General features: G+C 36.6%; 12 protein-coding genes. 10 read left to right on the top strand and 2 right to left on the bottom strand.

The window, feature by feature from the left end; genetic code table 11:
* Positions 1-5: 5 nt before the first annotated feature.
* On the bottom strand, positions 6-431 hold the full coding sequence (locus tag JNG87_RS09045; protein ID WP_110009579.1) for a transposase: 426 nt from the start codon (positions 429-431) through the stop codon (positions 6-8).
* A gap of 619 nt (positions 432-1,050) precedes the next feature.
* On the opposite strand from JNG87_RS09045, the gene JNG87_RS09040 reads away from it, so the two are divergent.
* On the top strand, positions 1,051-2,589 hold the full coding sequence (locus JNG87_RS09040) for a SulP family inorganic anion transporter (RefSeq protein ID WP_202843572.1): 1,539 nt from the start codon (positions 1,051-1,053) through the stop codon (positions 2,587-2,589).
* Positions 2,590-2,734: 145 nt separating this feature from the next.
* Here the strand turns inward: JNG87_RS09040 and fusA are convergent, their stop codons facing one another.
* Positions 2,735-4,795 (bottom strand): elongation factor G, encoded by a 2,061-nt coding sequence (gene fusA, locus JNG87_RS09035; RefSeq protein ID WP_238349702.1) that lies wholly within the window; start codon positions 4,793-4,795, stop codon positions 2,735-2,737.
* Positions 4,796-5,410: 615 nt separating this feature from the next.
* Between fusA and JNG87_RS09030 the strand changes: the two genes are divergently transcribed.
* From JNG87_RS09030 to JNG87_RS08990, 9 genes are all read left to right on the top strand, one after another.
* Entirely contained in the window at positions 5,411-6,079 is a 669-nt protein-coding gene (locus JNG87_RS09030; protein ID WP_202843568.1) for an HAD family hydrolase, read from the top strand.
* Positions 6,080-6,086: 7 nt separating this feature from the next.
* Positions 6,087-6,911, top strand: coding sequence for a phosphoribosyltransferase family protein (locus tag JNG87_RS09025; RefSeq protein WP_202843566.1), 825 nt, complete (start codon positions 6,087-6,089; stop codon positions 6,909-6,911).
* Positions 6,901-7,458 carry a TerD family protein gene (locus tag JNG87_RS09020; RefSeq protein WP_202843564.1) on the top strand — a complete coding sequence of 186 codons (558 nt, stop codon included), beginning with the start codon at positions 6,901-6,903 and terminating at the stop codon, positions 7,456-7,458. The genes JNG87_RS09025 and JNG87_RS09020 overlap by 11 nt, the downstream gene beginning before the upstream one ends.
* A gap of 2 nt (positions 7,459-7,460) precedes the next feature.
* Positions 7,461-8,636: a toxic anion resistance protein gene (locus tag JNG87_RS09015; RefSeq protein WP_202843562.1), complete on the top strand. Its 1,176-nt coding sequence runs from the start codon at positions 7,461-7,463 to the stop codon at positions 8,634-8,636.
* Positions 8,637-8,652: 16 nt separating this feature from the next.
* Positions 8,653-9,600 carry a hypothetical protein gene (locus JNG87_RS09010; RefSeq protein WP_202843560.1) on the top strand — a complete coding sequence of 316 codons (948 nt, stop codon included), beginning with the start codon at positions 8,653-8,655 and terminating at the stop codon, positions 9,598-9,600.
* 69 nt (positions 9,601-9,669) lie between these two features.
* Positions 9,670-10,278: a TerD family protein gene (locus JNG87_RS09005; RefSeq protein WP_047428248.1), complete on the top strand. Its 609-nt coding sequence runs from the start codon at positions 9,670-9,672 to the stop codon at positions 10,276-10,278.
* Between the two features lie 85 nt (positions 10,279-10,363).
* Positions 10,364-11,404, top strand: coding sequence for a TerC/Alx family metal homeostasis membrane protein (locus JNG87_RS09000; protein ID WP_202843558.1), 1,041 nt, complete (start codon positions 10,364-10,366; stop codon positions 11,402-11,404).
* Between the two features lie 362 nt (positions 11,405-11,766).
* The gene (locus JNG87_RS08995; RefSeq protein WP_202843550.1) at positions 11,767-12,294 is read left to right on the top strand and encodes a TetR/AcrR family transcriptional regulator; all 528 of its coding nucleotides are present in this window, start codon (positions 11,767-11,769) and stop codon (positions 12,292-12,294) included.
* 3 nt (positions 12,295-12,297) lie between these two features.
* Entirely contained in the window at positions 12,298-12,711 is a 414-nt protein-coding gene (locus JNG87_RS08990) for a DUF1348 family protein (protein ID WP_202843548.1), read from the top strand.
* The last annotated feature ends 41 nt before the right edge of the window (positions 12,712-12,752 follow it).

The raw sequence follows: 12,752 nt of genomic DNA, 5'->3' as shown, positions 1-12,752 counted from the left end.
CTTTATCAGTTGGCATTATCGCTCTTCTGAAGCCATCTGTGAAGCGTACTTTTCGGAATTGAATATTCCTTGATAACTTCGCTTTGGGTCATTTCACCGGAAATAATCCTTTTCATAATAAAATCTTTGATTTCCTGAGTGTAAATATTTTTCCTGAAATAAGGCGTCTTTTCAGACTTTTGGCTGTTTTTGTTAATTGCAGAAGGCGGTGCGTATAAAATTAAATGTGAACTGTAGAGTCTGAAAAAATCATATTCCAGTAATTTGCTCCATCTTAAAAGAAGATCAGTATCCATTGAGCTGCTGTCGTACATCATCTCAACAGTTTCCTCATCTTTGCCTAAAAATTTGCATATTCTCTCTACTGTTATTTCGTTTTCATCAACTCTCTCCTTAATAAATTTCCCAATATGGATTTCTTTATATAACATTTTTACTGAATATTATTCTTTTGTTTAAACTTATATATAAAAAACGAATAATAGGTGATGTGTATTATTTTGTGAGGTGTTAAATAGCTGATGATAGCTTGAAATTGGTGAAGAAAATGGATTATGATTGAAAAATATCAAAAAATACCTTTCGTAAGACTCTATCTTAGAAACGCATTGTAACTTACCAAATATTGTAAAACAGGCGGGTAGGGATCACCTTAATATAATTTGGATATATTCTTTATTTTCAATGGGGTCTTTTCTTCTTCTCTTTCAAACTCTCTTCCTGCCATTTGTGTAAAATAATATATAACCTATTAAGGTTTTTATAGAATTCTGTGAGCTGGGGCTGTTGATGTGTTGATAAACAGCTTTTTGCGCATCGAATCTTTTAATTAGTACCAAATAATCGCTTATTCGTTTTCAAATGTAAACAAAAATAAGAAGTAAAAACAGTTAGAAATGTAAAAATCATACTTTATCTGTTTATTTTAAGTAAAATTAACATATTATAAAAGTCGATATGTAAATTGTTTAAAGCGATCACCGTAATCATGAAAAATCATAAAAAGAAAAAATTGTATACCATTTGCACAGTCCATACATTTGCATATCAATGAAAAATACTATAAGCTTATTCGACTTTTCGAAGAAAATCAACTATAAGAACGAACTGCTGGCTGGCTTTACGGTAGCAATGACTATGATTCCTGAATCCCTTTCATTCGCTATTCTGGCTGGTTTGTCTCCGCTTACAGGACTGTATGCTGCATTTATGATGGGACTTGTAACCGCAGTTTTAGGAGGACGTCCTGGTATGGTTTCCGGAGGAGCAGGAGCAACCATCGTTGTACTGATTGCTTTGATACATTCTCATGGAACAGAATATCTGTTTGCTACTGTAGCACTTGCCGGAATCTTTCAGATGATGGTAGGAATCTTTAAACTTGGAAAATTTGTAAGACTGATTCCGCAACCTGTTATGTACGGATTTCTGAATGGATTGGCTATTATTATTTTCATGGCACAGGTTGAACAGTTCAAAATCACAGACAGTAATGGAGGAGTAAGTTGGCTGCAGGGAATGCCTCTATACATCATGGCTGGCTTAACTGCCCTTACAATTGCTATCGTTTACTTTTTTCCAAAAATCACAAAAGTGGTTCCTGCCTCTCTGGTAGCTATTATCATCTTATTTGCAGTAGTTCTCGGATTTAATATTCCAACAAAAACGGTTGCAGATATTGCTCATATCAGTGGAAACCTTCCGGGTTTTCATATTCCGAAGGTCCCTTTTTCTCTGGAAACTTTACAGATTATTTTTCCATATGCTTTAATTATGGCCGGAGTAGGTCTTATTGAATCTCTTCTGACATTATCCATGGTAGATGAAATCACGAATACCAAGGGAAGTGCCAATAAAGAGTCTGTCGCTCAGGGATTGGCTAATATTACCAACGGCTTTTTTGGTGGAATGGGTGGATGTGCAATGGTAGCACAGACATTGGTAAATCTTAATGCAGGCTCCAGAGCAAGACTATCAGGGATTGTAGCATCACTGCTTATTTTGATAATTATTCTGGTTGGTGCACCTGTCATAGAGAAAATTCCCATGGCTGCTTTAGTCGGAGTGATGATGATGGTTGCTATCAGCACTTTCCAGTGGGTATCGATCAGGATTGTGAATAAAATGCCGAAATCGGACATTTTTGTAGGCGTTACTGTAGCGCTGATTACTGTTATTTTACACAATCTTGCTTTAGCAGTATTGGTTGGAGTGATCATTTCAGCATTGGTTTTTGCCTGGGATAATGCTAAAAGAATCAGAGCGAGAAAACATGTGGATGAAAACGGTGTGAAATACTATGAAATATATGGGCCTTTGTTTTTCGGTTCAGTAACAGCATTTACGGATAAATTCGATCCTGTGAATGACCCGGATCAGGTGGTTATTGATTTTAAAGAAAGCCGTATTGTAGATATGAGTGCCATAGATGCTTTGGACAAATTGTCCAAACGTTATAAGCAGCAGAATAAAACGGTATATCTGCGCCATCTCAGCGAAGATTGCAGAAAAATATTAAGAAATGCAGAAGCAGTAGTGGAAGTTAATATCCAGGAAGATCCTACCTATAAGGTGATGCCGGAAAAATAGGAAAGGAGTCAATGAATGAATTTTGCTTCGCAAGTGAATGGTGAATTTTTATAGTAAAAAAAATTGACAAGCGCAGCGAATTGACAATTGACCATTCACAAATAAGACAAGGACTGTAAGAAAAAAATCTACAGTCCTCCCTTGTTTAGGTTATTAATGTATTGGCGATAAAATCAGGCACTAAAGCATAGTGTGATAATTTCATGCTGATGGAAGCTCTTCCGCTTGTCAGTGTTCTCAGATCCGAAATGTATCCGAACGTTGAAGCTAACGGAACTTCCGCTGCAAAAATCTTTCTTCCGGATTTTTCATCAATAGAAGTGATCATTCCTCTTCTTCTGTTGATATCTGCTGTGACAGCACCCGTGTATTCTTCAATACTTTGAATTTCTATCTGCATGACAGGCTCCATCAGCTTAGGGCTACATCCTTTTGCTGCAGTTTTGAATCCTTCTCTTGCTGCAATCTCAAAATCGAATGCTGCAGAATCCTGAGCGTGGAAGGAACCGTCAAGAAGAGTGATCTTCATGTTTTCCAGAGGATATCCGTTCAAAGGTCCATACTCCATAGCTTCTCTGAATCCTTTTTCAACAGAAGGAATAAATTCAGTCGGAATAACTCCACCTTTGATCATATTGATAAATTCCAATCCATTGTCATTTCCCGGGCCAATCTCAAACGTGATATCAGCGAACTGGCCGCTTCCTCCGTTTTGTTTGGAAAGTTTTTCTCGGTGAACTTTGGTTTCCGTTAAAATCTCACGATAAGAAACTTTAGGTTTCCCCTGATTGATTTCAATACCATGATTCAGACGGATTTTTTCCAATGTAACCTCCAAATGAAGTTCTCCCAAGCCGCTTAATAAAGTTTCTCCGGTCTGCGGGTCTCTTTCAACCACCAAAGAAGGATCTTCTTCCTGTATTTTGGCCAATACCAAACCGAAAGACTTCTCATCACCATTGGTTTTCGGCTCGATAGCAACTCTGATCACAGGAGTTGGAATGGTAATGGCTTCCAGTAATATCGGCTTTTCAAGAGAAGATAGAGAATCACCGGTCTTGGCATCTTTTATTCCTGTCAAAGCAACAATATCTCCTGCTTTAGCTTCATCCATTGATAATGTTTTATCAGACTGCATCTGTAAAATTCTCGAAATCCTGAAGCTTTCACCCGTTCTTACATTCAGTATCGTATCTCCGGATTTGATTTTTCCGGAATAGACACGAAGCATAGCCAGTCTTCCCATATGTTTATCAATTATCACTTTGAAAACAAGTCCTGAAAAAGCAGCTTCCTCATTTCTTTCCAGTGTTACCGTTTCTTCCGTTTGAGGATCTCTTCCCTGGAGGTCAGCAAGCTGATCCGGTGCCGGAAGATACGTTACGACAGCATCAAGAAGAGGCTGGATTCCCTTATTTTTAAAGGCTGAACCACATAAAACAGGAACAGCTGATCCGGATCTGCAGACTCTTTGTATAGCTTCTGAAATCATTTCAACAGTGGCAATCTGTTCAGTATCCATAAAAACTTCAAAGAACATCTCATCATTCTCTGCCAGAGTTTCCATTAATTTAACTCTGTATTCATGGGCTTCTGTCATAGAAGCAGCAGGAATTTTCTTTTCCATAATGGTTTCTCCATTTTCATCTGTCCAGTATAAGGCTTTCATTTTGATAAGATCAATAACGCCTTCAAAATCGTTTTCAGCTCCAATCGGAATCTGAATGGCCAATGGAACAGCATTCAGCTTGGTTTTTATTTCATTAAGAACAGCAAAGAAGTCTGCACCCATTCTGTCCATTTTATTGATGAAACAGATTTTGGATGTGCCGTGTTTTTCAGCCTGGAACCAAACGTTTTCAGTCTGTGGCTGAACTCCTGATGAAGCACAGAAAACTGCGATTACACTGTCCAGAACTCTTAGAGAGCGTTCTACTTCTACTGCAAAATCAATGTGTCCCGGCGTATCAATAATGTTGATATTATAAACATTGTTATCTTTTTTCCATTGTGTGGAAACTGCAGCCGATGAAATGGTAATTCCTCTGTTTCTTTCCTGGATGTCTTTATCCATGGTGGTATTTCCATCATCTACATTACCGATTTTATGAATAAGTCCTGTGTAATACAAAAGTCTTTCTGATAACGTTGTTTTTCCTGCATCTACGTGTGCTATAATCCCTATATTTCGTGTGTTGTATTTCATTTTTTTTAATTTAAATTGTTGATTTTTAGATCTGTTTTTGGAAAAGGTTCTGAAAAAAATAAGCACAAAATACACTCCGGTCTTATAAAGCCGGTAAAACATTTTTCGTATTTCGTATCAAAGGAAAATTTCAGAGATCTTAACAAACAACAGAAGTTTTTGGATTTGTTAAAGTCTGAAAATAGGGCAGCAAAAAAGACCTATCCGAATAGACAGGTCTTCAATATATTTTTGGGTATAAAAGATCTATAGAACTATTCAGATAAATATTCAGTGCTGCCAAAGAACACAGCTCTGACAGGATTGCTTAACGTTATAATATTTATCATTTTTGTTGACATTGTTGATTGTTAATCGGTTGCGAAATTATAATTTTTTTTTGATTTCCAAAGAATTTTTGAAAATATTTTTTTTAAACGCTTCATCAATCATCTTCTGTGAACCTTTCAAAACCTTGGATTTTCATAAAAATATCTTAAAACAGATCTTGAACGTAATGCTTTTATGATAAATATTTTATCTTTGGGAAGAATAGTATCGTGAACACTTTTTGATGATTAAAAAATTTTAAATCTTTTTCAAGAAGCTAGATAAAAACTTTTAACTTAAAACCTATTGAAAACAGATATCGACATCCATAACCACAGTCATTTTTCCTTTGACCTGTGGCTCACTTTAATCAAATCTCATCCTGAATTTAAAGCAAAAAGAGTTGAGCTGTTCTCCTCATTTTTTAACGTAGATAAGCCTATAGAACAGGTTGCGAAAACCGTAAAGTATTATGATGATCTTTGCAATACCATTAATGAAGTAACAGGTGGTAATATCGATACTTTTGAGATCTATCTGATGATTCTCGGTTCGCTGGATGTGGATGTAAAACAATTGAATAAAGAAAATCTCAATGAGTTTTACAACAAGAGTGAAGAATTGTTTCTGGAATACAAGCCGGTGGTGATTTTTGAAAATATTCACGATTTTTTTGAGGATATTAAAAATCAGGGAAAGACCATAAATATTCTAAGCAACACTGGATTTATCAAAGGAAAAACAATGAGGAAATTCCTGATTCATGAAAACCTGGATCAGTACATAGATTTCCATATCTATTCTGATGAAATCAACTGTTCCAAACCGAATCCGCTTATTTTTCAGGAAGTGAAGAATAAGATTAAAGATCAGAATTTGGCTATGAATCAGATCCTGCATATCGGAGATAATCCGGTGGCAGATTATCAGGGAGCAAAGAACTTTGGCTTCAGTGCCCATTTACTTAAACACTAAAATAAACATGAATAAAAGATACAGCTTACACCACATTCATTCGGCAGATGAGTTTACGTTCTCACCTGCGGAATACAGTTATTTCAAGTATGGCGATAAGTCGTATGCTGAAAAATTTGCAAGAGAATTATTCGACGGATTTATTTCCGCAAATGAAGAGCTTTTAAATACAGATAAAGAGATTGTAGTGCTTCCAAGCCCCTATATGGCGATTCCTACTGCATCCAACTTTTTATGTTTTTACTTTAAAAAACACCTGGATTTTTATCTGTTTCAAAAAGGAAAAAAGTCAAGTATTCTGTCGAAAATCAATCGTAATCATACCTATATCACAGATTACGGGAATCTCAATTTTGAAGACCGCAAAAATCTGATCGCCAATGACACTTATTATATCGATAAGGACTTTTTGAGAGGAAAACTTTGTATTTTTATAGACGATATAAAAATCACGGGAAGTCATGAATATACTGTCAACAGAATCCTGAATGAATATAACGTGGAGGCTGACTTTATGTTCCTGTATTATGCAGAACTGATGAATTTTGACCTTGACCCGAAAATTGAAAACTTTTTCAACTACTATGCCGTAAAAAATGTAAAACATGTTGCAGAAGTGATGAATAAAGAAAGTTTTCAGTTCAATACAAGGATTGTAAAATATATTTTAGGCCTGGAATCAAGTAATTTTGACTATCTTACGTCTCAAGTAAAAAAGGAACAGATGGACCTGCTTTTGGAGTTGGCGATCAGTAACAATTATCATTTAATAAAAGAATACGAAAATAACATCAATACTTTAACACAAACGGAATTATATTATGGCTATTAACTTACAAAAAGGACAAAGAGAAAACATTAACGCACCTAAATTTACTGTAGGTTTAGGATGGGATATCAATAATACTTCTACAGGAACCGCTTTCGACCTTGATGCCTCTTTGTTTTTGCTAGGAGACGACAAAAAATTAGTTTCAGATAATCACTTTATTTTCTATAACAACCTTGAGTCTCCGGACAAATCTGTGATCCACACAGGAGATAACCTTACCGGGGAAGGAGCAGGTGACGATGAGCAGATCAAAATTGATCTTACTAAAATTGACAGTGCTATCAAAGAAATTACAGTAGTCGTAACGATTCACGAGGCTGATTCAAGAAAGCAAAACTTTGGACAGGTAAGAAATTCTTTCATCAGAATTTTCAATACAGATACGAATGAAGAGATCTTAAAATACGAATTAGACGAAGATTTCTCAATCGAAACCGCTGTAGAATTCGGAAGAATCTACAACAGAAACGGAGAATGGAAATTTGAGGCTGTAGGTGCAGGACAGAGAGACGGCCTTGAGAAATTTGTATCAATTTATCAAAAGTAATCATGGACAATCAGGAAAATCAACCCATAGATCCGCTGGGATCAATAGAACCCCTTAAAACTTTTGAGCCGACTCCAATGGCTCCTCCTACTCCGGCTCAGCCCGCTCAGAATGCGGCGCCGGCTGTTCTTGTGGATAGAGAGGGAAATGTAAATCTGACACAGCTGCAGTCAGAAGAACGTCAGAAATATGAAGTTCTTGCGAACTCTATTGACGAGACCAACCCTGGTTCAATCGTTAATTTCGGGGCAGAGCTTCAGAAAACATTAACCAACCAGAGTGACAGCTTCTTAGGAAATGTAAGAAGATCAAACTCAGGAGAAGTTGGTGGGCTTATCAACGACCTTTTGGTAGAGCTTAACTATGTAGATGTAGAAGAACTTAACGGAAATAAAGTGAAAAGCTTCCTGAGCAAATTGCCATTCATGAAAAAGGTAATGACTCAGGTGGAAAATCTTTTTGCAAAATACGATAAGATCATCAATAATATCGAGCAGATTTCTTATAAAGTAAATGCGGGAATTATCACCTCTACAAAAGATAACGCTGTACTTCAGACTATTTTTGAAAGTAATGTGAATTCTATCAAGCAGATTGAAGAGCTTGTCATTGCAGGTAATATCAGAATGGAAAGAGCTGCAGGCGAGCTTGCTCAGATGGAAGCGAATCCGCAGATTTATCAGGATTATCAGATTGCAGATAAAAGAGATTTCATTGCGAGGCTAGACAGGAGAATGGCTGATCTTAAAGTGGTGCGTGTGATTATGATGCAGTCACTTCCTCAGATCAGACTCGTACAGAACAACAACGTTTCTATTGCTGAAAAGGCACAGACGATTCTTACCACTACACTTCCGGTTTGGAAAAACCAGCTTTCCCTTGCGGTAGCGATGTACAGACAGCAGCAGAATATTGAAATCCAGCAAAAAGTATCTTCTACTACAGAAGAGATTTTAAGAAAGAATGCAGAGCGTCTTGGCCAGAATTCAGTGAACGTTGCCAGAGCCAATGAGCAGACTATCGTATCGGTGGAAACATTGAGAGAAACAACATCAATGCTGATCAATACATTGAATGAAGTGAAACAAATCCAGAAACAAGGAGCTGACAACAGAAGAAAACTGGATCAGGATCTTCAGACATTGGAGCACGAACTAAAAGCAAATGTCAGAGGTTAATTTATAGGATACCAAGGTGGGGGATGATGCCGCAACCATATTGTCGCAAAGCAAAAGAAGGTTAACAAAGCTTAAGCTTCTCGCTAATTTTTTTGAACATATTGATATTATATCTATTTACATCAAAACGGATATTATCCACAATCTGTTCCAGGAAAATACGGCTTTAGATTATAATAAACTGGAACTTTTCCACCTGCAGTATACCGACAGCCTTATAGAACTTCTGACTAAAATTAAAAAGCAGAAGGAAAATGACATGCTGGCGGTCATCAATGAAATTAACATCAACAGTAAATATATTTCAGGTTTTGAAGAAAGAAAGGTAGATAGTTTTGAGACCGACAGAAAAATGTATAGCGGTGTCTTTTCCCAACACTTAAAAACAGTGTATAAAGACCTGACGGAAGATCGTTTTACGGCCAATTGGGACAATGTACTGTACTTTCATAAAAAATATGCCCAGGAATTTTACAGATCGGAGGCAGATGAAACACTGCTGAAAACTGATTCTTTTCCTTCCTATCAGTATAAAGAATATTCCATTGAAAGGAAACTGTTGGGAAGGCTTAATATACAGGGGTTTAAAGTCCGTTTCGTATGTGGTTACCTTATCGGAACCCACGATTATGAACTTTTTAAAATCTTTCAGTCTGATGATTATTTTATTTTCAGTGTAGACGAAAAGAAATTGTATCTTTTCGACAAAGAACTGGATAAGCTGGATATTTCCGAGAATCAGTCTAATCAGAGTTCCATTATTGATCAGCTGAGAAGTAAAAATGAGCAGCTGGAACATAGTATGAACGAAAGAAAGCGTACTTTGCCAGCTGAAGTGGAAGGCGTTCTGAAAGATTATATTAAAAACCTGGAAAATATGGATATTATGAGTAAAATCTTTGACTTCGACGAAGAAACGAATATTCTGCGGGCAATGCTTAATTTGAATTTGAATAATAATTAGAACGAAATTTGAAAAGCAAAGAAGATTATCTTTTTTGCAAAAAAGTAAATAACAACTAAACATAGAAAGATGGCTATCAACTTACAAAAAGGTCAGAGAATTAACCTTAAAAAAGAAAATGGAGCTGAGCTTTCCCAGGCTTGTGTAGGAATCAACTGGGGAGCAATCGAAAAGAAAGGATTTTTCGGAACAAAGAAAGAAGCAGTAGACTTGGACGGAAGCTGTATTTTATATGATTCAAACAAAAACGTTACAGAAGTAATCTATTTCGGAAATCTTAAATCAAGAAACGGATCTGTAAGACACAGTGGAGACGACCTTACCGGTGACGTAAACGGAGATGACGGATTGGATAATGAAGTAATCACGGTAGATTTCAGCCAGCTGGAACCGAATGTTGAGCATGTGGCAATGGTTTTGAACAGCTACAGAGGCCAGGATTTCGGAACTATTCCTTTTGCTTCTATCCGTATTTATGAAGGATCACCTACCAATGTGAGAGAAGTTTTTGCAAAATATGATATTGCGAATGATGCTTCTTTCAGCGGACATGTTGCCATGGTAATGGGGGTTTTCTACAAGAGAAACGGAGAATGGAAATTCAATGCGATCGGAGATCCTACAGCAGATAAAAAGCTGGAGCAGACGATCCAGACAGTGCAGATGAATTACTTATAATCAATTGTCAATCAAAAGATAAATAAAATAGCAATATTTGTACTCTGTGCATCTATTGCTTTTATCATATAATAACATAACTCAAGTGGAACATCAAAGTATTTTAGAACTGCACCCTGGTCTGGTGTGGGGATTCGCAGTAACGGTTGTTATCATGCTGCTCCTGGACTTAGGGGTATTTAATAAAAAAAGTCATGAAGTCTCTTCCAAAGAAGCTACCATCTGGTCTATCGTATGGATTTCGCTTTCCATGGTTTTTTCAGGGGTGGTATATTGGGTATTCAATACCGACGGAAGCCCTGAAAGCCATGCTTTGGCAGTAGAGAAATTTACACAGTATCAGGCTGCTTATTGGATTGAAAAAGCCTTGTCTGTGGATAATTTATTTGTATTTATCCTCGTTTTCGGGTTCTTTAAAGTTCCGAAATATCTTCATCACAAAGTCCTTTTCTGGGGGATTATCGGAGCGCTGATCTTCAGAGCTATATTCATTTTTGCAGGAGTAGGACTGATTAATCTTACCTATCTTCCTGAAATGAATATCTTCGGTGAAGCAGTGAAAATCAACGTAGTCATGACCTTATTCGGATTATTCCTTGTCTATGCAGGGATCAAATCATGGGGTGACGGTGATGATGGTGACGATGAAGATTACAGTAATACAGCAGGAGCAAAACTGATCAAGAGTTTCTGGAAAGTTTCAGATAACTACGATGGAGATAAGTTCTTCACCATCCAAAACGGAATTAAAATGGCAACTCCTCTTTTAGTAGTAGTGGGTGTTATTGAATTTACGGACGTTCTTTTCGCTGTAGACTCCATCCCGGCGATCTTTGCAATCTCAAATGACCCGTTTATCCTTTATACATCAAATATCTTTGCTATTTTAGGATTAAGATCATTATATTTCCTGTTAGCGAACTTTATTCATATGTTCAGCAAACTTCCATATGGATTGGCGATTATCCTGTCCTTCATTGGAGTTAAGATGCTTATTGCGCCATGGATCCATATTCCGTCTCCGGTTTCATTAGGAATCGTAGGAGGTGTATTGGTGATCTCTGTTCTTTTATCCGTTATCTTCCCTGAAAAAGAAGAAGAGAAGAAAGAAGAACTGGAAGAGTAATCCTATTTAAAATATACTATCAAGCCTCTGGAATCTATTTCTGGAGGCTTTTTCTATTCATATTCTTAGTTGGACAACGCAAAGGCGCAAAGAAGATAAAAATTATGCTGCTTTTAAGACACAAGAAAATCGAAGATTTTCAGCAAGATTACTGCGCAATTACCGGTTTCATTCAAAGCCTTTCTTAGCATTATTAAGTTTTATCGGAGATAAAATCTTTGCGCCTTAAATATGTTAAATCTATAAAAATTTAGCGCCTTTGCGCTTTCAAAAATTCTCAAAAAAAAAATTAAAAATAAAAACAGACAGACTGGTCTGTATGTAATTTTTTTTCATACATTTGTTCCAGAAAAGAAAAGCATATGAAATCTCCAAGAGAAAGAATAGTAGAAATAACCTTCGAATTGTTTGCAAAACAAGGGTATAATTCTACCGGAATCAATCAGATTATTTCCGAAGCTGAAGTTGCCAAGGCAAGCTTTTATCAGCATTTTAAATCCAAAGAAGATCTGTGTGTAGAATTTCTGAAGGTAAGACATGAATATTGGTTTGGTGAGCTCAATCACTTTATAGCAAAAGAAAAAAGCTTAAAATCCAAGATCATCAATGCTTTCGATTTCCTCGTGTATATGAACGAAAAGGAAAATTTCAGAGGTTGCAGCTTTCTGAATATTCTGTCGGAGATCCCCATGGATAATACTAAAATACTGAGCGTTATTCAGTCTCATAAAGCAGATCTGAGAAATTTTTTTTTAGAATTGCTCGATGATAATGAATTTTCGGATCATGTCTACATGCTTTTTGAAAGCAGTATCATAGAAAGCCAGCTTTTCAAATCCAATGAACTCATTGAAAAATCAAAAAAAATAGTGACCAATTTAATACAATAAGTTATGGAACAGAAACATCCGCTTCCGCCTTTCACTCTTGAAACGGCCCTGGAAAAAATTCAACTCGCAGAAGATGCCTGGAACAGTCAGGATCCTGAAAAGGTTTCCAAAGCATATACCATCGACAGCGAATGGAGAAACAGAGATACCTTTGTGAATGGGAGAGAAGAGATTGTAGTATTTCTGCAGAAAAAATGGGAAAAAGAGCTTCATTATAAGCTTAAAAAGGAATATTGGGCACACACCGACAATCGTATTGCCGTTCGTTTTGAATATGAGTACCAAACCAAGGAAGGGAAATGGTTCAGGGCTTATGGGAATGAAAACTGGGAGTTCGATGAGAACGGGCTCATGGCAAAAAGATATGCCAGTATCAATGATCTGGCTATCAAAGAAGAAGAACGAAAGTTTAAATAAGATGTAAAGACTGTTGTCACAACAGTCTTTTATTTTTTAGT

The organism is Chryseobacterium cucumeris, from assembly GCF_016775705.1.
In the GTDB taxonomy this organism is placed as follows: Bacteria; Bacteroidota; Bacteroidia; order Flavobacteriales; family Weeksellaceae; genus Chryseobacterium; species Chryseobacterium cupriresistens.
This window is presented reverse-complemented; position numbering and strand designations above follow the sequence as displayed.